The organism is Novosphingobium sp. (assembly GCF_027489515.1).
GTDB lineage: Bacteria > Pseudomonadota > Alphaproteobacteria > Sphingomonadales > Sphingomonadaceae > Novosphingobium.
In genome coordinates this window covers 73,366-95,405 of sequence record NZ_JAIXZS010000098.1, presented here as the reverse complement: position 1 = coordinate 95,405, position 22,040 = coordinate 73,366, and the positions used below count along the sequence as shown (strand labels likewise).

Here is a 22,040-nt window from a genome sequence, read left to right as displayed (position 1 = left end):
GCTGGCCGAAGCGGAAGGGCTTGCCGCACATGCCCGCTCGATCGAATTGAGGCTTGGAATATGACCCGCTCGAAGGCCCCCAATCGATCTGCCGCGCGGCTTGCCGCCGTGCAGGCGCTTTACCAGCTCGAGATGGAAAAGCCCCAGCTGCACCTGCTGCTGGACGAGTTCCACATGCACCGCCTTGGCGCGGAGATCGAGGACGACCAGTACCTCGAAGCCGATGTCGCCTTCTTCGACGACGTCGTGCGCGGGGTCGCTGCGCGGCGTGACGAGATCGACGCCGCACTGACGCGCCGCCTTGCCGATGGCTGGTCGATCGCGCGGCTTGATCGCACGATGCTCCAGATCCTGCGTGCAGGCGCCTACGAGCTCATGGCCCGCGCCGATATCAACGTCGGCACCGTGATCGGCGAGTACCTCGACGTCGCCCACGCCTTCTTCGACGCGCGCGAAACGAAGTTCGTCAACGGACTGCTCGATGCGGTCGCGAAGGACGTGCGGGCGAAGTAGAAGCCCGTTCCCAGGAGCGGACATTTCATCATTGCGCGCGTGGCGAAGCAATCCAGAGCGGTTCGCGTGACGCTCTGAATTGCTTCGCCACGCGCGCAACGACGAAGTGATGGGCGTTAAAGCCGCTCGGCGTGCCAGCGGATGTGATCGTCCATGAAGGTCGAGATGAAGTTGTAGCTGTGGTCGTAGCCATCCTGCAGGCGCAGCGTCAGGTCCACGCCTGCCGCCTTGCACGCAGCCTCGAACAGTTCCGGGCGCAGTTGCTCGGCAAGGAAGCCGTCTGCCGCACCCTGATCGACCAGAATGTCGCCGGCAGGGCGCTTGCCGTCTTCCACCAGCGCGGTCGCATCATGTGCGCGCCACGCGGCGCGGTCCTGCCCGAGATAGCCGCCGAGCGCCTTGTGGCCCCACGGCACCTGCCCCGGCGCAACGATCGGTGCGAAGGCGGAGAGTGACTTGAACTTGTCCGGAAACGTCAGGCCGATGGTGAGCGCGCCGTGGCCGCCCATCGAATGGCCGGTGATACCCATGCGCGCCGGATCGATCGGAAAATGGTCCTCGATCAGTGCGGGGAGTTCGTGCGCCGCATAGTCCCACATGCGGTAGTGCGCCGCGAAGGGCTCCTCGGTGGCGTTGACGTAGAAGCCGGCACCCAGACCGAAATCGTAAGCGCCTTCCGGATCATCCGCCACGCCTTCGCCGCGCGGGCTGGTATCGGGGGCGACGAAGACGATGCCGTGCTCCGCGCAGGCGCGGCGGTATTCGCCCTTGTCGGTCACATTGGCGTGGGTGCAGGTGAGCCCCGAGAGGTAGAAAAGAACCGGAAGCTTCGCACCGCTTTCCGCCTGCGGGGGCAGGAAGACCGAAAAGGTCATTCCCGTCCCCGTCGCGGTAGACTGGTGCCGATGGACGCCGAGCGTGCCGCCGTGGGCCTTGCTGGTCGAAACGGTCTCGAACGTGGAATCAGGCGCCATCGTCAGTCTGCCTCAGCTGCCGATCACGTGCAGTGCGCACAGCTTGTTGCCATCCGGATCACGCAGATAGGCAAGGTAGAACGGCGAGCCTTCGCGCGGCCCCGGCGGATCTTCGCAAGCCGTGCCGCCATTGGCGCAGCCTGCCGCGTGCCAGGCATCGGCCTGCTCGGGCGTCATCGCAAAACCGATCGTGCCGCCGTTGGCGCACGTGGCCGGTTCGCCGTTGATCGGCGTGGTCAGGAGGAACATGGCGCCATTGTGCGCATAGATCAGGCGGCCTTTGGGATCGACCACCCCGGGCTTGCCGCCGAATGCCGCAAACGTGGCGTCATAGAACTTCTTCGAGCGCTCGATATCATTGCTGCCGAGCATGACGTGCGAAAACATGGCCTCTCCTCTTGTAGTCAGCCTTGCGTCCATCTTCTGGTCGAGGACAGCGCAGGTGCGGTGTGCCCGCGCAGAGGGGATGCGGTCAAGGGGCCAGCGGGCCCTTGCGATGGAATTCAATCGGGGCGGTCACGCCGCGAAATGCCGCGCACGAAAATGCCGACGGCATGGCTGACCTGCCGCTCGATCTCGGCCTCTTCCGGCGGGGGGATCAGGCCGCTCGACACGCGCAGGTGGAGATCGCCGCGCACCATGGCGAGGAACTGCTCGGCCGCGAGGCGCGGATCGGGGCAATCGATTTGCCCCTCCTCATGAAACCGGGCGAAGGCCGGCACAAGCACTGAATAGGCCGCCTCCGGGCCATACGCGAAGAACGTGCGCGCCACTTCGGGAAAGCGCTGCCCTTCACCGTGAACGGTACGATGGATGTCCAGCGCATCGGGTTGGCACAGCCGGCTGAGGAATATCTTGCCGAAGGCGAACAGCAGCGTGGCCGGATCGCGTGACGTATCCGCCAGTTCCTCGAGCGGGCCGATCACCGCCTCGCACTTGCGCTGCATCACCGCCTGGAACAGCTCTTCCTTCGAGGTGAAGTATTTGTAGAGCGTCGCCTTCGATCCGCCCAGCCGGGCGGCAATCGTCGACATCGATGTGATGCCATAGCCCTCAAGGGCAAAAGCCTCCGCAGCCACGGCAAGGATGTTTTCCCGCCGTTCATCAGGGCTTTGCCGCCCCAGCCTGCCCTTGGCCAATGTCGTACTAGTGACCATTCCGTACACTTATTCACTTGACTCGGGGGACGCAAGCCTTCATCTCGTTAGTGACCGAACCGTACTGTCATTATGGTGTCATCAATGTATCCGGGTTTTCGTTTGAAGCACGTCCCGCAGGCGCTGCGCCAAGCCGTCCTTCTGGCTGGCTGCGCTGCACTCGCCGGCTGTGCGACCATGCCTGATCTCGGCACGCGACCCGCGTTGCGTGATCCTGCCACGCTGGGCACTGTCCCCGCATCTGCCGAGGCTGCTCCCGGCGCCTGGCCCGGCGATGGCTGGTGGAAGGACTATGGCGATCCGCAGCTTGCCGCACTGATCGAGGAAGCGCTTGCCGGATCGCCCACGCTCGCCGCCGCCGATGCCCGCGCACGCAAGGCGGCCGCCTATGCGCAGAGCGCCGGAGCCGGGCTGCTGCCTTCGCTCACCGCCAACGGGCAGGTCAACGAAGTCAAGCAAAGCTACAACAACGGCTTTCCCGCCCAGTTCGTGCCCAAGGGGCTCAACGACACGGGGCGCGTCAGTCTCGATCTGGCGTACGAGCTCGACTTCTTCGGCAAGAACCGCGCCGCGCTGCGCGCTGCGACCTCGGAACGCGAAGCCGCTGCGATTGAAGCGCGTGCAGCCCGTCTGGCGCTGGCGACGTCGGTTGCCGCCGCTTATGCCGATCTCGCGCGCCTCGCCGCGCAGCGCGAGGTGGACCTGGCCGCCGTGAAACAGCGGGAGGAAGTGGCAGCTCTTGTCACCCGTCGCGTGGCCAGCGGGCTCGATACCCGCGGCGAGCAGCGCCAGGCCGATGCCGGCGTGCCCCTTGCCCGCGCCGATCTTGCCGCAACCGACGAGGCGATCGCGCTCACCCGCAACCGCCTTGCCGCACTGCTGGGCGCTGGACCGGAGCGCGGCGCCGCGATTGCCCTGCCCGCCCCGCGCGCCCTCCCCGCCGCGCCGCTGCCAGCCAATCTTGCGCTCGATCTGATCGGGCGCCGCGCGGATATCGTCGCGGCACGGCTGCGCGCGGAAGCGGCAGCAGCCCGGATCGCGGTCGCGCGGGCCGGGTTCTACCCCAACGTCAATCTGCTCGCCTTCGCCGGCCTCCAGTCGTTCGGCCTTGGCAACCTGACCGCAAAGGGATCGGATATCGCGCAGGCGGGCGCGGCCATCAGCCTGCCTATCTTCTCGGGCGGACGGATCGAGGGCCAGTACCGCGCCTCGCGCGCCGATTACGACGAAGCTGTCGCGCAGTACGATGCGGTGCTGGTCCGCGCGCTCAATGAAGTCGCCGATGCCGCCGCCTCGCAGCGCGCGCTCGGTGCACGGCAGGTCGAAGCGCATGCCGCGCTCGCTGCCTCGGAAGAGGCCTACGGCATCGCGCGGCGCCGCTATGAGGGCGGCCTTTCGCCCTACCTTTCCGTGCTGACGGCGCAGGATGCACTTCTGCGCAACCGCCAGCTTGTCGCCGCGCTCGATGCGCGTGCGCTGACCCTCAATGTCGAGCTGATCCGCGCGCTTGGCGGCGGATATGGCTCCAAAGCCTCATGAAAGAGCACCCGATGGCTGACCGCGACCCCCAGATCATGCTCGAAGAAACCGCAACCCTGGCGCCTCCCGCCCCCGCCGATGAAGCCACCGCCAAGCGCAAGCGCGGCTTTGCCATTCTGGGCGGCGTCGTGTTCGCTGCCGCGCTTGCCTTTGGTGGCTACGAGTGGCTGTTCGCCGGCCGCTACGTCGAAACCGATAATGCCTATGTCGCCGCCGAGATCGCCCCCGTCACCGCACTGGCGCCGGGAACAGTGATCCGCGTCGCCGCGGTCGATACCATGCAGGTGAGGAAAGGCGATGTGCTGCTGGAGCTCGATCCGGCGGACGCGCGCATTGCCGTCGCCGAAGCGGAAGCCGCGGTCGCGCAGGCGCTGCGCCGCGTGAACCAGACGGTCGAAACAGGCACCGCGCTGGCCGCGCAGGTTCAGGCCACCGATGCCGATATCCGCCGCAAGCAGGCGCTCGTCGGTGTTGCCGCTGCCAACCTTGCCCGCGCCCGGCTCGATCTGACCCGCCGCGAAGCACTGGTTTCGGGCGGCGCAGTTTCCGGCGAGGAACTTTCGAGCGCGCGCAATGCCTTTGCGGCGGCGCAAGGCCAGCTCGCCGTAGCCGAAGCGGATCTTGCGCAGGCGCGCGCCGCGCGCGGATCGGCGCAAGGGCAATCGAACGCCAACGCCGCGCTGGTCGGCGGTACACCCGTCACCGACAACCCCGATGTACTCGCTGCCAAGGCACGCCTCGACCGGGCAAAGCTCGATCTAGCGCGCACCGTGATCCGCGCGCCCGTTGATGGCATCGTCACCCAGCGCGCCGTGCAGGTCGGCCAGCGCGTCGCTGCGGGGACTGTCCTGATGACCGTGGTTCCGCTGGGCGAAGCCCACGTCGATGCAAACTTCAAGGAAGGCCAGCTACGCCGCGTTGCGCCCGGCCAGCCGGTCGAGCTGACTTCGGACCTCTATGGCTCGGGCGTCGTCTATCGCGGCCGCGTCGTCGGCTTCTCGGGCAGCACCGGCTCGGCGCAAGCGCTGATCCCGGCACAGAACGCGACCGGCAACTGGATCAAGGTGGTGCAGCGCCTCCCCGTCCGAATCGCGCTCGAGCCGAAGGAGCTCAAGGAGCACCCGCTGCGCGTCGGTCTTTCGATGTCCGCGACGATCGACACCGGAGCGAAGTGAGGTGAGCGGCGCGCCCGCGCTGGCGGTAAAGGCGCCGGAGCTGAAAGGCTGGCAGCTGCTGCTCGCCGCGCTCAGCCTTGCGCTCGCCAATTTCGTGGTGGTGCTCGATATCACCATCGCCAACGTCTCGGTGCCGCATATCGCCGGGAGCCTTGCGGTATCGCCCTCGCAAGGGACCTGGGTGATCACCTCCTATGCCGTGGCCGAGGCGATCTGCGTGCCGCTCTCCGGCTGGCTCGCCGCGCGGTTCGGTGCGGTGCGGGTATTTCTCACCGCGATCATCGGCTTTGCGCTGTTCTCGCTGCTTTGCGGCCTTTCGCGCAGCCTCGAGGCGCTGATCGTGTTCCGCATCTTCCAGGGCCTCAGCGGCGGGCCGATCATGCCGATGTCGCAGACCCTGATGACGCGCATCTTCCCGCCCGAGAAAGTTGGCATGGCGCTGGGCCTGTGGAGCATGACAGTCGTCGTCGCGCCGATCCTTGGCCCGATTTTCGGCGGCACGATCTCCGACAACCTGAGCTGGCACTGGATCTTCTTCATCAATCTGCCGGTGGTCGCCTTCTGCACCGTGTTCGCGCTGCGCTATCTGCTGCGGTTTGAAACGCCGACAGTGAAGCGGCCGATCGACTATGTCGGCCTCGTACTGCTGGTGATCTGGGTCGGAGCGCTGCAGATCCTGCTCGATGAGGGCCGCAACGCCGACTGGTTCGCGAGCCCGTTTATCTGCACGCTCGCAGTAATTGCCGTGATCGGCTTTGCCGCGTTCCTCATCTGGGAGCTGACCGAGGCCAATCCGGTGGTCGATCTCTCGGTCTTTGCCTCGCGCGGCTACAGCGCAGCGGTCGCGTCGCAGAGCATTGCCTACGCCGGGTTCTTCTCGGCGATCGTGGTGATCCCGCTCTTTCTGCAGACGAACCTCGGCTACACGGCGACTTACGCCGGCTATGCCACGGCCTTTGTCGGCGTGTTGGCTGTGGTGATGTCGCCGGTCGCGGCGGGGATGATGGCGCGTTTCGATGTGCGCCGGCTGATTACCTTCGGGATCGTCTGGCTCGGCCTGATGTCGCTGCTGCGCACCGGCTGGGTAACGCAGATGGACTTCTTCACGATCTCGCTGCCGCAGTTCCTTCAAGGGCTTGGCATGCCGTTCTTCTTCATCGGCACGACGTCGCTGGCGCTGGGTTCGGTGCGGCCCGACCAGACCGCTTCCGCCGCCGGGTTGCAGAACTTCATGCGCACACTGGCAGGGGCCTTTGCTACCTCGCTCGCGACAACGCTGTGGGAGCGCGAAGCAAAGCTGGCGCATGAGGACCTCGCCGGCCTCGTCCATCCGCTCCCGGAATCAGCGGGCTTCAGTGCCGATCAGGGACGGCTCGTTCTGGAGCGAATCGTCCAGACGGAAAGCGTAACCCTAGCCACCAATGCGATTTTCTGGGGCTGCACCGGCTTGTTCGCACTTGCAGCGTTGCTCGTCTGGCTGGCGCCAAGACCGCGCGCAGACGTCGATCTCAGCGCGACTCATTAACCATCAAATACTTGAAATTACTACTTTAAATCAGAATCGGTAGCGTGTGACCGTGCATCTCTGCCTCAGCACTACTCAGGCAACAAAATCGTCTCACAACAGTCACAAAGCCAAATCAGTTCGAGATTGAACACATTTTTACAAATTAATTCAAACACCTACTGCAAATGCGAGCCAGTGCAACATTCGCACTTTGCGAACGCACATTAGGTATGATACGTACTCTTCCTGAGGGTCCATACGTGGATCGGGGTCCAATAAAAACATTCGCTGAGTTTCCTTCGCCACTTGCGAGGCGCCGCTTTTCTGTGGAGTACAAAGATGGCTAACCCCCCGGCTGGCTTTATTGCCCGCGCGATGTGCGCAATTGCCGCAGCATCGCTGATTGCCGCCCCTGTGATGGTCTACGCCGATGCTGGCGCACCGGCCAAGAAGCACAAGGTGCACAAGAAGACCTGGAAGAAGAAAGGCGTGGCCCGCAAGGGTAAGCGCAAGCGGTCGGCCGGCTATCTGCCCAAGACCAAGACGGTGGTGACCACGACGACGACGCCGGCTCCGCCGCCGCCGCCGCCGCCTCCCCCGCCGCCTCCGCCGCCGCCCCCTCCGCCGCCTCCGCCCCCGCCTCCGCCGCCGTCGCCGCCTCCGCCGCCCCCCAAGGTCGGCTATCATCCCAATCTTGGGTTCATCCTGGGTGCAGCAGCACTTGGTGGTGGTGTCGGCGCGATCATCGGTTCGAGCGAGGGTAACGACAGCCCCGGCGGCTGATCGGCTCCCTTCCAAGCGAACACCGGAAACGGCCCGGCCTTCTCGAAGGCTGGGCCGTTTTCTTCTGCGGCCGGGCCGTGGACGCCGCCCGCGTCAGCTCCGTCAAACGCATTGCAGCCCCGCGTCGTCACGTTTTTGACGCAGGATTGACGCTGGGTTCGCGGCCCGGCTGACGCACGCTCCCTAGAACAGGCTCATCGGCACCGGACGGGGACTTCCCCCGTGACCCCAGGGGGGGCGGCGCCGAAACCGACAGGAGAGCAAAAAATGACAAACAGGATCTTCTTCGCTTCCGCTTTCGTCCTTGCCTCGGCCCTCGCGCCGACGCTGGCAACCGCCGCTCCTGCGAACGGCATGGAAACGAAGGTCGCGGTGGTTCACACCTCCGATCTCAATCTCGCGTCGGATGAAGGCCAGTCGACTCTCGACGCCCGTATCACCAGCGCCGTGAACCGCGTCTGCGGCACGGCCACGGGTTCGATCGGCATCGAAGAGCGCCGCGCTATCGCCGTGTGCCGCACCAAGGCCCGCAACAGCGCGCTGGCGGTCGCACGGCCCCGCGAGGACAAGGTGCTAGCTCAGCGCTGAGCACACCCCACATCGCCACATCGGTCAGCAAGGGCCGGGAGCATCACGCTCCCGGCCCTTCGCGTATGGGCGGTTGCCGGATCCAGATAAGGCTGCCGTACGTCGACACGCCGAGGCTGCACCAATTTTCTTTTGTTTCCAGTGCAATGCACTTTTGACGATGTGCTGACGCACGCTTCGCAGGCGCGCTGACGCGGCGCTCCTAATCAAGGCTCATCGGCGGTGCGAACCAGCCGAAATTCCGAAGGAGAGCCACGATGATCACCAAGAACACCCTTGCCGCTGCCATTGCCGCCACCGTCACCTTCGGCGCAATGACCGTCCCCGCCTTTGCCGCCCCGGCCATGGACGATCCGAACGTAAACGTCGCCGTGGTGCGCACCGCCGACCTCAACCTCGCCAGTGAAGAAGGCCTGACGACGCTGAAGGCGCGCATCTCCGGTGCGGTGAGCCGCGTCTGCGGCACCGCTTCCGGTACGACCCCGCTCGAGGAGCGGCTGGCGATCAACACCTGCCGCGCCAAGGCCCGGCGTGCCGCGCTGGCTGCTGCCGTGTCGCAGCAGGCCCCGGTGCTCGCCCAGCGCTGAACACGTTGCACCCTACCACACAGGTCAGTTCGGGCCGGGGGCATGGTGCTCCCGGCCCGATTGCTGTTTTCGTGTCCGGAGCGGACCGCAGCCCATCGCAAGCGATGGACTTTCCGGCGCAAGCATGGATACTTAGCTCCGGGAGGCGAGGCATGAGACGGCGACGCGCGGACTGCAAGCGCACCATATGGAGGCGGCCCTGAGCGCCGCCTCTGCCTCCGAATCGCCCATCAGGGTCGCCATCATCGGCGGCGGCTGCGCCTCGATGGCCGCAGCCTGGGAACTGACCGCGCCGCACCATCGCGGCCGCTACCAGGTCACACTTTATCAGGAAGGCTGGCGGCTCGGCGGCAAGGGTGCTTCGGGCCGCGGGATGAACGGGCGGATCGAGGAGCACGGCCTCCACATCTGGCTGGGCTTCTACGACAATGCGTTCCGCATGATGCGTGCCTGCCATGCCGAACTCGAAGCAAAGGGCCTCGGCCACCTCTATGGCGACTGGCGCGACGCGTGGACGGCGGAGAACGACGTCGCGCTGTGCGCCGCCACCGAGATCGGCCAGTTCCAGCGCTGGCAAGTGCATATGCCGCCCCGCGCCGGCTATCCTGGCGATCCGCTCGCGCCGGATGCCGTGTTCAGCTTGCAATACTACATGGCCGGCGCCTTTGACCTGCTGCGCGCGCTCGTGCTCGATACCACGGTCGATGGCCACGGCTTCGTCACGCACTTCGATGCACCGCACGCGGCCGGACCGGCCAACCCGGCCGACCTTGCCGCGCGGATCGGTGAACTGGCGCGGATGGGCCTCTTTGCCTCCGCCGCCGTCTTCGCCGAAGCGCTCGGCGTGCTGGCGGCGCTCGTGCGCTCGGTCAGCCCGCAGACGGCGGGCCTGCTGATGGGCGCGGTCAACGCCGTGGCGGTGCCGCTGCGCCAGTGGATCGAGGACCGCTTCCTCGCCGACAACCGGCTGCGCTTCCTCTGGGAAGTCGCCGATCTCACGCTGGCGACGGTCACTGGCTTCGTCCGCTACGGGATCATGTTCGATCCGCGCGGGCTCGATGCGATCGACGATTACGAATGCCGCGAATGGATGCGGATGAACGGCGCCTCGCTGCGTTCGCTGCAATCGCCGTTCCTGCGCGGGCTCTATGATCTCTCGATGGGGTATGAGGACGGCGATCCGGAGAAGCCGCGTCTTTCCGCAGGGCAAGGCCTGCGCGGCACCTTGCGCACTTTCTTCGGCTATCGCGGCGCGTTCATGTGGCGGATGCGCGCCGGGATGGGCGATGTCGTCTTCGCCCCGCTCTACACGGCGCTGAAGGAACGCGGCGTGGACTTCCGCTTCTTCCACCGGCTCACCGATATCGAGCTGGATGAAGCCGGCACGCACGCGGCGCGGCTGCGCTTCGATGTGCAGGCGCGCATCGCGGGCGGCGGAGAGTACCAGCCGCTCGTCGACGTGCAGGGCCGGCCCTGCTGGCCCTCCGCCCCCGATCATGCCCAGCTAGAACAGGGCGAGGCGCTGCTGGCCGAGGGCCGCAGGTTCGAATCGCACTGGGACCGCCGCCGCGCGGACGAATGCGTGCTCGAGGTGCGCCGCGATTTCGACATGGTCGTGCTCGGCGTGGGCATCGGCGCGGTACCGCACTGCGCGAATGGCATCGTCTCGAGCGATCCGCGCTGGCAGGCGATGTGCCGCGATGTGAAGACCGTTGCCAGCCAGGCGTTCCAGATCTGGCTCAAGGAGGACCTCGCATCGCTCGGCTGGCCGGGCCCTGCCTACATCACCGGCGCCTTCGCCAAGCCGTTCGATACCTGGTGCGACATGGCACATGTCGTGCCCGAGGAAGGCTGGAAGCGCCCGCCCGCGACGTCGGTCTATTTCTGCGCAGTCCTGCCCGATCCACCCGAGCCGCCGGCGGAGGGCGACATGGCGTACCAGCCGGCCCGCGATGCCGAAGTTCGCGCCAATGCCGAAGGTTTCCTTGAAGGGCCGATCCGCGCAATCTGGCCAGGAGCCTATGACGCCGCAGGACAGTTCCGCTGGGACCTGCTCAAGGCCGATGAATGTGGCGGCCCGGAGCCCCAAGGCCGCGCACGCTTCGCCACCCAGTACTGGCGCGCCAACGTCAACCCGTCGGACCGCTACGTGATCCATACCCCGGGCAGCTGGCGCAGCCGCATCTCGCCGCTCGATAGGACATACGACAACCTGACCATTGCCGGAGACTGGACCGACAGCGGCTTCCATTCAGGCTGCGTCGAAGGCGCGGTCATGTCGGGCCTGCTGGCAGCCCACGCCATTTCCGGCGCGCCGGACCTCGAGGACATCATTGCCTATGACCACCCCTGACGACGCTGCCCCCCAACCCCGCCCGACCCGCCCCGAGGCGGCGCGCGAAGGCCCTCATCGCCATGCCGCCGGCAGTCGTCCCGCAGCCGGAAGCAACGGCGCAGCCCACGCTGCCGCTCAAGCCGCAGCTGCCGCTGATCCCGCACCACATCCGCAGCATGGCCCGGTCCACGATCCCGATACACTGGCGGTGAACGATACGGTCGCGGCCACGGTCCGCTCAGCGTACGATGTGCTGGGCGAGACCATCGCGCAGGGGCGCCGCGCCGCCGAGCAGTTCCGCGTCGGCGCCTACAACGTGCGCGACGTGCCCGATGATCTGCGCGCGATGGCGGGGAACCTCATCGGCCTTGCACGCCAGATGACGAGCGCAACCTTCGACATCTGCGAGGCACTAGTGCGACAGGCCGATGGCCTTGCGAGCCCGCCACCGCCTGGTTCGACCGTCGTGGGTCCCTTCCCTGCGCCGAAAGCGCATGGTTCCGCGCCCACCCCGGCACCGCATCCTGCGCCCCAGCCTGCCCCGGCGCCGGACAAGCTGGCGCTGAGCGTGGTCTTTCACGGCAGCGAGACAGCGCGGGCGAGGACCACCGCGTTTGCCCTGCCGGCGCGGCCCGTCGCTCCGGCCGACCTTGCCTGCGATGCGCTTGTCCTGCGTGGCAGCAGCGCGCCGCCGATCATCGACATCACCTTTGCCCTCGACCCCGATGCCCCCGGTCTGCTGGCGACGATATCCGTACCCGCCGGGCAGCCGGCCGGCCTCTACTCCGGGGCGGTCTATTGCCGGCGGCAGGCGCTGCTGGTGGGGCTGATGGAGATCGAGATCGGCTGATGACGGTCGAGGGTGCCCTGCTCCAGCGCTACGGTGCCGCGACTCGCGCAGAGGTGGCGCGTTATCTGGCCGCGCCCGCACCTTCGCCCTTTCTCGACGAGATGCTGGCCGACTATCCTCAGCGCGGCGGCAAGATGCTGCGCCCGGCCATCTGCCTCGCCAATGCCGCCGTGTTCGGCCAGCGCTCCGGCGGCGAACCCATGCCCGAGGCGGTGCGCGCGGCCGCCGCGATCGAAATGCTCCACAACGCGCTCCTCATCCACGATGATGTACAGGATGGCAGCGAACTGCGACGCGGCCGGCCGACGCTCCACGCTCTCCACGGCGTGCCGCTGGCGATCAATGCGGGCGACGCGCTGCTGTTTGCCGCCTTTGCACCGCTGATCGATGCCGTGCGCCCGCTTGGCGGCGACGTGATCCGACAGGTCATGGATGTCACCGCCACGATGGCAAGGCAGACTGCCGAGGGGCAGGCGCTCGAACTCGGCTGGCGCGACCGCAACGTGACCGACCTTGCCGAGGCCGACTACTTGCGCATGGCGCTCAAGAAAACCGCGTGGATGGGGATGATCTGGCCGGCACAGCTCGGCCTCATCATCGGCTCGCGCGGGCGGCTCGATCCCGAGATGGTCGTGCGCTTCGGCTATTTCCTCGGCCTTGCCTTCCAGATCGAGGACGACTTGCGCAACCTTTCGGAAGACCCCGGTTATGGCAAGGAACAGAACGGCGATCTGGCCGAGGCCAAGCGTACACTCATGCTGATCCATGTACGCCGGCAGTGCGATGCGGCCGAGCGCGCAAGGCTCGATGCGTTCCTCGGCCTCAGCCGCGAGGCGCGCCGCGAGAATGACGTGCTGTGGCTGGCCGGGCTGATGCACGAGCGCGGCTCGATCGATCATGCCCGCGCGGTCGCCGCCGCCATGGCCGGGGCGGCGGAACACGAATTTGCCGCAGTTTATGGCGCGCTGCCGCCTTCGGAAGAGCGCACGTTCCTCCATGGCCTCATCCGCTGGGTGTTTGACCGGGCATGAGCCGCGCCCTGCTCTATGGTGCGACGGGCTACACCGGGCAGGCGCTGGCGCGGCAGCTGGCGGGAACGTGTGATCTCGTGCTCGCCGGGCGCAATGCCGCGGCCCTCGCCGCCGTGGCCGGGCCGCTCGGCCTGCCTTGGCGGGCCTTCGCGCTCGATGCGCCGGGCGAAGTGCGAGCGGCGCTCGCCGATGTGGGCGCCGTGCTCCACGCCGCCGGGCCCTTTGCGGCAACCGCGATGCCGATGCTCGATGCCTGCCTCGCCACCGGCACGCACTACCTCGATCTCGGCGGCGAATGGCGCGTGATCGCGGCGCTCTTTGCCCGCGATGCCGAGGCGCGTGACGCGGGGATCGCGGTGCTGCCAGGCGCAGCGCTGACCCCGGCGGCCACCGACTGCCTGCTGCTCGCCGCCGTGGAGCGCTGGCCCGATACCCGCGCGCTGCGCCTCGGCGTTTCGGCGGCGCAAGTTGTCTCGCGCGGGAGCGTGGCGACGATGGCGGGGCTCGCCGATCCCGGCACGGTAATCCGTCGCGGCGGCGCGCTGGAGATGATCCCGGCGGGCAGCCTCACGCAGATGTTCGATTTCGGCGACGGCCCTGCCGAGACCGCAGCAACAGACTGGGCCAGCGTAGTCACGGCGGGAGAACTGACCGGCGTGGAGGACATCGCGGTCTTCTCGCAAATGCACTGGTCGATGCGCGCAGGCTATCGCGCTGCCGGGATCGGCATGGCGCTGACTGGCGCGGCGCCCTGGCGCATGGCGGGCGGGGCCATCGCGCGGCTGTGGCCCGCCGCGCCCGACGAGCCCGCGCGGGACGCGGCGCGCTTCACCATGGTCGCCGAAGCGCTCGATCCCTGGCGGCGGGTGCGGCGCCTCACCATGGAGACGCTCGATGGCTACGGCGCCAGTGTGCGCATCGCCGCGGCCGCGCTGCACCGGGTGCTGGCGGGCGAAGCGCCAGCCGGGGTCTCCAGCCTGGCCGCCGCATTCGGATCAGGGTTTGCGGTGGACGCGGGCGCCGCGCGTTTCTCCGCGCAAGACAGGAGCACGGCGGCATGATGCGATCGTCCATCCCCTACGTCCAATCGGCCGCCAGCCAGCAGGTGCCGCCGCCCTACCATTTCCCCGGCGTCACGGTGAACGCCTTCTACTTCAACATCTCGATGCAGAAGGTGCAGGAGTACTGCGACCGCTATCTCAACATCGGCGATGAGGCGTCGCGCGATTACGTCTACCGGCCGATGCCGTTCTGGCCTTACGCGACGGTGCTGTTCCTTGATTACCCCACGATGATCAGCGCCGCCCCGGCAAGCGGACAGCTGGGCGAAGTGGGCTATGCCGATCGCGGCTCGATCAGCCAGACCGAGGTTTTCGTCGCACTGCCAGTGATCCGCTATGGCCGGGGCGCAAAGCGGCTCGTCACCGATACCGCGGTTGAATGGGCATTGCCGTTCATCGTCGTCGGCAATCCGATGTCGAGTGTTTGCGGGCGCGAGATGCTGGGTCTGGGCAAGCTGCTCGCCAATATCGAAAACGGCGTGGGCCGCTATCCGGACAGCTTCCTCGGCCGGATCAGCCTCCCCGGCTGGCCCGATGCCGAGATCGGCACGATGCAGGTCCAGCAGGAATTCATGGCGGTAGAGACCAAGCCTGTCCTGCCGACGACCGCAGGGACCCAGCCGCCCCGCCGCACGCTGGCGACCCTGCTCGACAGCCGTGCCGCCAAGGACTGGCTGGGCAGCACGGTCACGGCCGCCAACTTCATCGATACCTTCTCGCTTGGCCTCATCCCCACCTCGATGCGCACGGTGGGCCTCAAGCAATACCGCGATGCCGTCGATCCCCGCCGCGCGGTCTATCAGGCGCTGGTCACCTGCCGCGCGCAATACCTCAACGTGCGCGAAGTGCGCTTCTACAACGAGCTCGATGTCGATCTCCATTTCAACAACACCGGCAGTTTCCACCAGATCCTCAAGGTGTTTCTCGACGTGGGCGAGGACGCGACGGAGATGCCGCATTCGGTCAATACCGTGGCGGCCTGCCGGTTCATGGCAGACATCAATTTCGATACGATGCGGGTGATCCGCGAGTTTCCCATCGACCGCGAAGGAGGCCTGCCGCCCACGCCCGGCTCCAGCGATCTCGCGGCCCGCTGGTACCGCCCGCTGCGCGGCTTCTTCGGCCCCCGGAGCGGAGTGGGCATGCCATGACCCTGTTCATCGAATCCTTCTCCACCGATCAGCTGCTGCCGCCGTGGCAGTCGCTCGGCATGCGGATGTGGAATTTCGTGATCCCGATCGAAGCCGCGCTGATCGAGGCGCATCTGCGGCTGCGGTTCAATGCCGCCGCGCCGGATCAGGCTCCGTATTTTTACACGCCGCTTCCCGGCAAGACCTACGGGATGCTGTGTGTCGCGAAGCACGACAATTTCTCGAGCACCTACGAACACAAGTTCGGCTGGGACACGACCCGCCATACCGAGCTTTGCTGGACTTTCCCGGTCCTGCGCCATCCGATCGGACCCGGCAACCTGCTGCTGGAACCCGAGATGGTGTGGATCCAGCCCTTTGCCTTCATCGACAACAGCTATGTGATGTTTTCCGCGCGCGAGATCTGGGGCACGGAAATGGATATGGCCTCGCTCCGGATGGAGGAAGGCGTGACGCCGGACGAGCTGATGATCGACATGGCGATCGAAGGCATGGCCCGGTTCGATCCAAAGGCCCGCAGCCAGAGCATTGGCTGCATGCGCATGGGTCTCAAGCCCACGACGGCAAATGCGGATCTGGAAATCCTGCTGCAAGGCGATCCTGATCTCGATGCCTTTGTCGACATCCTGATCGGCGCAGGCATCTTCACCGGCTCGTTCGATGATAGCGGCACCGCTGCGCCGGGCGGCATGGAAGTGAACACCCTGCGCCAGTTCCGCGATGTCTTCGACATGGACCGTTCCGCTTACCGCGCGATCATTTCCTCGCGTACGCAGCACGGCAATATCAGCAATGTCGAATTCTTTTCGGGCGAGGACACCGTGCTCGAATTCCTGTGGTCCGACAGCTTGAAGGAGACGCTGCAAGCGATGTTCGGCAAGCGGGTGCGCTATCCGACATCGCAGCTGACCACCAAGGCGCCCAATCTTGGTGCGCCCGGCACGCCGCCGACCAACTGGGACCTGGATTACATGCCGGTCGATGTGGCCTTGGTCATCTCTTACACGGCGGATGCCCGCTACCGCATCGAGAAGACCCTGCACACCTACGGCCAGACGGCCTGAACCGAAGCCCTATCGCCTATCCTGCTCGCCGGCCGCAGGGCCGGATTCGGCGGTCCGGCGTACGGCGGACTTGAAATCGAATGGCACCCAGGCCGCGCAATCGGGCCACTGGCCGGTTTCCTGCCAGTAGCGGCACAGGCCGAGCCGGTGGCACACCCGCACGAAGCGCGGATGCGAGAGAAGGCAGCTCCACGGTCCGAGCGCTACGCCGGGGTAGAACAGGCTGGGTGACGGTCCGGACGGATCGAACACATGGCTGTAATCCGCCCGTTCGGCGAGCTCGAACGCCTCGTCCGGCAAGCCGATGAAGCCAAGACCCGTAACAAGGCTGAGCGTGATCGTCCCGGTCTTCTCGAGCAGGCCGCGATAGCGCGCGGCCCGGGTCTGCTTGACGTTGATGTCCTTGCTGAAGACCGCCTCGACATAGGCGCGCACCGCCGCGAGATCGCGCGCCTGCCAGCCCTCGAACCGGTCGATCGCGCCGATATGCCGGTAATAGACCTCGGGATAGCCAAGCGAGCCCGACCAGTTGAGCAGGGTCATCAGGATGCCGGCGTTCTGCGGCCAACGCAGATGGAGCTCCTCGAGCATGCTGATCGACGTATCGTAATCGCCGACATAGGCGCGCATCTGCGCTGCATGAAGCCGTGCGGCGGGCATCAGCGGGTTGAGCTCGCAGGCAGCTTCGGCATAGGCCAGCGCATCACGGAAACGTCCGACACCCCAGCAGAAATTGCTCATGTCGGTCAGCGCGGCGGGATCGCGCGGCGCCACTTCGAGCGCCTGGAGCAGCAGCTTCTCGCGCACGGCGTGGTGGCCCCAGGGCTCCAGCATGGCCAGAGCGCGATAGGCACCGCCGCGGCGCGGATCGAGCTTCAGTGCCTTCTGCGCGGCGGTGACCACGGCTTCGCGCGCTTCGGCAAAGGGCTGCGGGCTGCGTCCCGAGCGCAGCACGAGGGCCCGGGCCAGCGCGAGCAGCTCCCACGCCGCGGCATGATCGGGTGCGTCGCTAGTGACAGCCTCGAGCAGCGGCACCGCCTCGAGCGCAGTGTTGTCGAACTGCGCATCGCCATCGGCCAGCAGGCCACGGGCGCGCAGGAAACGCTCGTAGGTGGCGGGCTCGAGCGGCGGCGTGGCAGAGCGTGGCACGAGCGTGAGCTGCAGCGCCGCAGCGACCTGTTCCGCGATCGAATCCTGCAATGCGAAGATATCTTCCAGACTGCCGTCAAAGCGCTCGCTCCACACCGCGCGGTGGCTGGCGCATTCGACCAGTTCAGCCGTGATCCGCAGCCGGGTGCCGCTACGCCTTACCGAGCCATCGAGGAGGTGCGAGGCACCGAGCGCCGAAGAAACCTTGGCAATGCTCTTGTCGGCACCGCGAAACTGGAAGCTCGATGCCCGCGCGACCACGGCAATCCCGGTGCCGCGCGCGACGGTGCGCTGGATTTCCTCGGAAACACCGTCGCAGAATTCTGCGAGGTCGGGATCGGCGGAATGGTTGTCGAAGGCAAGCACCGCCAAGACGAGCGAGCCGATCGAGGGTGGCGGTGGCGGTAGCTGCTGAGGCGGTGCGGCGACAGGGGCAGGCTGGGGCTGCACCGCTCCCGAGACAAGCTCGGCCCCGGCCTCGGTCCGCAGCGCCGCATCGACAAGTGGCCCGGGTGCAACGCCGATTTCGGCGGCGAGCAGATCGCGAAAGGCCTGATAGCGGATGTGCGCCGCCGCCCGTGCGCCCGTGGCGATCTCGGCGCGGATCATGGCGGCCACTGCCGGTTCGCTTAATGGATCGCGCCGGAGCCAGGCGGTGGCCAGCGCCTTGACCGCGGCACCATCTCCGGTGCTTTCCCGCACGGCGAGGTGTCTGGCAAGGCCATCGGCGATGCGCGCATCGATCTCGGCACGTGTCACCTCGAGCCATTCGCCGAAGGCGCCGCCGAGTTCCAGATCCTGCAGCAGCGGGGCGGTGCCCGCGTTGTCGATGAGCCCGGCGACGCGCTCCCATTCGTCCCCGCCCAGTGCAACGCGCAGCGCGAGTACATCGCACGCAAAGGTTCCGGGCGCGAGCGCAACAGTCTCCCGCGTGGCGATCAGATGGTCTTCACCGGTGGTCCCGCTTCCCGCGGCCAGCACGCCGCGCAGTTCGAGCAGACACTGGCGCAGGCTGGCCCTGGCCTGAGCATCGCCGCGGTCCCCCCAGAAAAGGCCGGCAAGGCGTTCGCGCCCCATGCTCTGCTGCGGCGCCAGCAGCAAGGTGGCGAGCAGCGCGCGTGTGCGGCGGCCCTGAACCGGCAGGACCGATCCATCCGGACCCGACAGGCGGAACGGCCCGATGAGCTGGACGCCGAAACGGGCCTGGGCCGCCACGTCTCGCCCCAGATCTGTCGTCACCGCATCCATGCGAATCTTGTGCCCGCCCCTGTCACCCCTGTAACATTAGCCCAATTTCTGCCGTTTTGGCGACAACTTATTGTCCAGGATGCATGTCAAAGCCTTGCCCGAACGGGCGTTTGCCGCGCGAGGCGCTAGCGCCACGCCCCGCTTGCGTCGGAGGTCATGCCAATGGCGCGGTATGCCGCATCGATCAGCGATTGCCCGCGTTCGCCGACGAGGATGCCGGCACCCATCCGGTTCATGGTATAGCCCATGCTGAAGCCATGCGCCGGATCGGCAAACCCCACGCTGCCGCCCATGCCGACATGGCCGAACGCACTTTCACCCAGAATGAGACTATCGGCGCCGGAGGCACGATTGTCGGTGCTGGTCATGAAGCCCATCGCAAAACGCATCGGCTGGCAGAGGACCGCATCGCTGTGCGTAGCCGCCGATACACGTCCCATACGGTGGACGCGGGCTTCGGAGACGAGCGAGCCGCCCCCGTTCGCCAGCGGGGCGTACATGCCGGCAAGCCCGCGCGCGTTGGTGATCCCGTTGGCGCTGCCGATCTCCGCAGCATGGATCTCGCGCGAATTGAAGTCCGCCCCGCCAAGGTTGGTGAGGAACAGGTTGGGCAGGCTCCCCGGCTGCGTGGTCGCCTTGCGATAGAAGTCCGAGGCAAAGTTCACTTCCGCCGGATCGGGCGCGATCATCGGCGCGACGCGGCCCTCCTCGCTTTCGGGCAGGCCGATATGGAAATCGAGCCCGAGCGGTCCCGCGACGTTCTCCTGGAAGAACTGCCCCAGCGGCATGCCAGAGACGAGGCGAACGAGCTGGCCGACCGTCCACGCGTAGGTCACGCCGTGATAGCCCTGCCGCGTCCCGGGCTCCCAGTGCGCGGGCTCGGCTGCGACGCGCGCGGTCATGTAGTCCCAGTCGGCAAGGCCACCCTTGCGAATGGTGTCGGCGACATGCGGCACTGGAGATGTATGCGCGAGCATCATGGCCACGGTGGTCGTTTCCTTGCCGCCGCTCGCAAACTCCGGCCAGAGATCGCCGACCAGCGTCTCGTAGGTCACCTTGCCCTGATCGACGAGCATGTGCAGGCACAGCGCGGTCGCGGCCTTCGTACAGGAATAGACGATCGAGACCGTGTCGCGGCTCCAGGGCTCGCCGCTTTCAGGACGTGCCAGCCCACCCCACAGATCGACCACGGTGCGACCATGGTGGGTGATCGCAACGCTCGCGCCCACCTCCTTGCGCTCCTCGAAATTGCGACGGAACTCCGTCAGCACCCCGGTGAACTGGGCATCGCATTGGCCGGAGATCATGCGTCCGTCGGGCAGTTCAAGGGCGATCGCGCTCATGTCAGGGTAAAATCCTCTGGCTTGAAGGTCTTGGTCATCTTCCAGTAGTCGACCAGCCGATAGGGCAGGAGCGCAAAGACGCGTCCCGCATCGTTGCGGTACCAGTTGGTCAGGCCCTTGTGGGTCCAGACCATCCGGGCGTGCCGCTCGTCCACATCGACGACATAGGCATCATGCGCCGCGGGCTTCACATCGATCGCCTTGGCGCCATTCTCCATCACCTCGCGCAGCGCGGTGAGGATCAGGCGCATCTGGCATTCGGTGATGAAGATGACATTCCCGCCATGCGCGAGCCCGGTATTGGGGCCCATCAGCATGAAGAAATTGGGAAAGCCCGGGACCATCGTGCCGATATAGGCCGTGGCGTCGTCCGGACCCCAAAGCTTGTGCAGGTCGCGCCCGCCCTCGCCGGTGATCGTCATGGGCGCGAGCATCTTGCTGGCCTGAAAACCCGTCGCGTAGATGATCACGTCGGCCTCGATCAGGGTGCCGTCCGCCATCACCACGCCTTCGGGCACGATCCGCGCGATCCCGCCTGTCACCAGATCGACGTTGGGCCGCAGCAGCATGTCGTACCAGTTGTTGTCGACAAGGATGCGCTTGCCATAGGGCGGATAGCTGGGCGTGCACTTGGCGATGAGGTCATCGCGGCCCGCCAGCTTGCCGCGCAGATAGCGCTCCATGAACTGGCGGTGCCGCGCATTGACCTGATTGATCGACTTGCCGCCATCGTCCCACGCCGGATCGACCTGCAGCGAGGCATGGAGCCCGTCGGCAAAGGCCCAGAACAGCTGGAAGCGATACCACCGCGCGAAGAAGGGCACATGGGCGAGTACCCACTTCATGCCTTCGGACACTTCGGCGAAATAGTTGGGATTGGGCACGACCCAATGCGGCGAACGCTGCAGGATGGTGAGCTTTTCCACATCGGGCGCAATCGTCGGACCGACCTGCTGGCCAGACGCGCCGGTGCCGATCATCACCACGCGCTTGCCCTTGAGGTCCAGCCCCTCCTGCCACTGCGCGGTGTGGAGCGCAGTGCCGGCAAAGGTCTCGCGCCCCTCGATGTCGGGCAGCTTGGGCCGGTTGAGCACACCCACTGCCGAGATCACCGCCCGCGCCTTGATGTGAGAGACCGCGCCCGATGCGTCGCGCGTTGCGACGTCCCAGGTGCCGGTGGCGGCGTCATAGGTCGCCGCGCTCACTTCGGTCTCGAAGCGGATATGTTCGCGCACGCCGTACTTGTCGGTCGCGCGCTCGAAATAGGTCCACAGCTCGTCGCGCTTGGCGAAGAAGTGCGACCATTCGTGGTTCAGCTCGAACGAGTAGGAATAGAAGTGGTTGGGCGTATCGACCCCGCAGCCGGGATAAAAATTCTCGTACCAGCTGCCGCCGACCGCAGGGTTCTTTTCGATGATCGTATAGGGAATGCCCGCCTGCCCCAGCCGGATCGCGGCGCAGACGCCCGACATGCCCGCGCCGATGATGACCACCGGGAAGCTTTCGAGCGCTGCCGGCTCCGGGCGCTTGCGCCAGATCAGCCCGCGCGGATCGGGCTGAGCGGCTTCCAGATCCTCGCGCATCATCGCGGTATAGTCCGCGCTCACATGCTCCCCGACGGCGGTAGAGAGCATGTCCTGCAGGAAATCGCCCTCGGGCAGCGGCGGCAACGGGCGGCCGGTGCGGGCATAGTCGAGCAGCGTGTCCGCCAACCGTGCGCGAATTTCCGCACGCAGGTCCTCGGGCATCGCCTCGTGATAGTTCATCGGCCCGGTGATGTGCGGCCGCGCGCGGTCGAGCAGGCCATGATCGCCGGTCAGCTGCACCAGCACGAGCATCAGCGTGGCAGCGTCCGCCTCCGCAAGCGCAGCGCGCAAGGCCGCCGGATCCGCGGCCAGCGCGGACAGATCGACAGGGTCCCCGGCCGGCGTCAGGCTTTCCATTTTCAGCGTGGTCAAGCCACTCTCCCTGATTATCACTTGCCA

At 66.5% G+C, this 22,040-nt stretch carries 19 protein-coding genes; 13 read left to right on the top strand and 6 right to left on the bottom strand.

The features are described 5' to 3' along the window. Positions 1-60: 60 nt before the first annotated feature. Positions 61-513 carry a transcription antitermination factor NusB gene (nusB, locus tag Q0082_RS16930; protein WP_298194785.1) on the top strand — a complete coding sequence of 151 codons (453 nt, stop codon included), beginning with the start codon at positions 61-63 and terminating at the stop codon, positions 511-513. Positions 514-629: 116 nt separating this feature from the next. On the opposite strand, the gene fghA is transcribed toward nusB, so the two are convergent. The 3 genes from fghA to Q0082_RS16915 form a co-directional block, all read right to left on the bottom strand. Then, positions 630-1,487: an S-formylglutathione hydrolase gene (fghA, locus tag Q0082_RS16925; RefSeq protein WP_298194784.1), complete on the bottom strand. Its 858-nt coding sequence runs from the start codon at positions 1,485-1,487 to the stop codon at positions 630-632. Positions 1,488-1,499: 12 nt separating this feature from the next. Further along, positions 1,500-1,874 carry a VOC family protein gene (locus Q0082_RS16920; protein WP_298194783.1) on the bottom strand — a complete coding sequence of 125 codons (375 nt, stop codon included), beginning with the start codon at positions 1,872-1,874 and terminating at the stop codon, positions 1,500-1,502. A gap of 116 nt (positions 1,875-1,990) precedes the next feature. Beyond that, the gene (locus Q0082_RS16915; RefSeq protein ID WP_298194782.1) at positions 1,991-2,644 is read right to left on the bottom strand and encodes a TetR/AcrR family transcriptional regulator; all 654 of its coding nucleotides are present in this window, start codon (positions 2,642-2,644) and stop codon (positions 1,991-1,993) included. A gap of 102 nt (positions 2,645-2,746) precedes the next feature. On the opposite strand from Q0082_RS16915, the gene Q0082_RS16910 reads away from it, so the two are divergent. The 12 genes from Q0082_RS16910 (at position 2,747) to Q0082_RS16855 (ending at position 16,315) form a co-directional block, all read left to right on the top strand. Beyond that, entirely contained in the window at positions 2,747-4,183 is a 1,437-nt protein-coding gene (locus tag Q0082_RS16910; protein WP_298194781.1) for an efflux transporter outer membrane subunit, read from the top strand. 11 nt (positions 4,184-4,194) lie between these two features. Then, a complete protein-coding gene (locus Q0082_RS16905) occupies positions 4,195-5,358 on the top strand; it encodes an HlyD family efflux transporter periplasmic adaptor subunit (RefSeq protein WP_298194780.1) in 1,164 nt (387 codons plus the stop codon). A gap of 1 nt (position 5,359) precedes the next feature. Further along, positions 5,360-6,883 (top strand): DHA2 family efflux MFS transporter permease subunit, encoded by a 1,524-nt coding sequence (locus tag Q0082_RS16900; protein ID WP_298194779.1) that lies wholly within the window; start codon positions 5,360-5,362, stop codon positions 6,881-6,883. Positions 6,884-7,204: 321 nt separating this feature from the next. Next, positions 7,205-7,648 (top strand): hypothetical protein, encoded by a 444-nt coding sequence (locus Q0082_RS16895; RefSeq protein ID WP_298194778.1) that lies wholly within the window; start codon positions 7,205-7,207, stop codon positions 7,646-7,648. Between the two features lie 267 nt (positions 7,649-7,915). Then, complete coding sequence (locus tag Q0082_RS16890) at positions 7,916-8,236, top strand: UrcA family protein (RefSeq protein ID WP_298194777.1); 321 nt, start codon at positions 7,916-7,918, stop codon at positions 8,234-8,236. A gap of 257 nt (positions 8,237-8,493) precedes the next feature. After that, a complete protein-coding gene (locus Q0082_RS16885; RefSeq protein ID WP_298194776.1) occupies positions 8,494-8,823 on the top strand; it encodes a UrcA family protein in 330 nt (109 codons plus the stop codon). A gap of 187 nt (positions 8,824-9,010) precedes the next feature. Next, positions 9,011-11,176 carry an FAD-dependent oxidoreductase gene (locus tag Q0082_RS16880; protein WP_298194775.1) on the top strand — a complete coding sequence of 722 codons (2,166 nt, stop codon included), beginning with the start codon at positions 9,011-9,013 and terminating at the stop codon, positions 11,174-11,176. Next, a complete protein-coding gene (locus Q0082_RS16875) occupies positions 11,163-12,008 on the top strand; it encodes a hypothetical protein (protein ID WP_298194774.1) in 846 nt (281 codons plus the stop codon). Before Q0082_RS16880 ends, Q0082_RS16875 begins: the two co-directional genes overlap by 14 nt. Beyond that, positions 12,008-13,039, top strand: coding sequence for a polyprenyl synthetase family protein (locus Q0082_RS16870; RefSeq protein WP_298194773.1), 1,032 nt, complete (start codon positions 12,008-12,010; stop codon positions 13,037-13,039). The genes Q0082_RS16875 and Q0082_RS16870 overlap by 1 nt, the downstream gene beginning before the upstream one ends. Further along, on the top strand, positions 13,036-14,100 hold the full coding sequence (locus Q0082_RS16865) for a saccharopine dehydrogenase NADP-binding domain-containing protein (protein WP_298194772.1): 1,065 nt from the start codon (positions 13,036-13,038) through the stop codon (positions 14,098-14,100). The genes Q0082_RS16870 and Q0082_RS16865 overlap by 4 nt, the downstream gene beginning before the upstream one ends. After that, positions 14,097-15,251, top strand: coding sequence for a hypothetical protein (locus tag Q0082_RS16860; RefSeq protein WP_298194771.1), 1,155 nt, complete (start codon positions 14,097-14,099; stop codon positions 15,249-15,251). The genes Q0082_RS16865 and Q0082_RS16860 overlap by 4 nt, the downstream gene beginning before the upstream one ends. Then, positions 15,248-16,315, top strand: coding sequence for a hypothetical protein (locus Q0082_RS16855; protein ID WP_298194770.1), 1,068 nt, complete (start codon positions 15,248-15,250; stop codon positions 16,313-16,315). Before Q0082_RS16860 ends, Q0082_RS16855 begins: the two co-directional genes overlap by 4 nt. A 9-nt stretch (positions 16,316-16,324) precedes the next feature. Here Q0082_RS16855 and Q0082_RS16850 read toward each other — a convergent pair whose 3' ends face one another. From Q0082_RS16850 to Q0082_RS16840, 3 genes are all read right to left on the bottom strand, one after another. Then, positions 16,325-18,679, bottom strand: a complete 2,355-nt coding sequence (locus Q0082_RS16850; protein ID WP_298194769.1) for a BTAD domain-containing putative transcriptional regulator — start codon at positions 18,677-18,679, stop codon at positions 16,325-16,327. A 158-nt stretch (positions 18,680-18,837) separates the two neighbouring features. Next, on the bottom strand, positions 18,838-20,055 hold the full coding sequence (locus tag Q0082_RS16845; RefSeq protein ID WP_298194768.1) for a serine hydrolase domain-containing protein: 1,218 nt from the start codon (positions 20,053-20,055) through the stop codon (positions 18,838-18,840). Beyond that, positions 20,052-22,013, bottom strand: coding sequence for an NAD(P)/FAD-dependent oxidoreductase (locus Q0082_RS16840; protein WP_298194767.1), 1,962 nt, complete (start codon positions 22,011-22,013; stop codon positions 20,052-20,054). Before Q0082_RS16840 ends, Q0082_RS16845 begins: the two co-directional genes overlap by 4 nt. Positions 22,014-22,040: the final 27 nt, after the last annotated feature.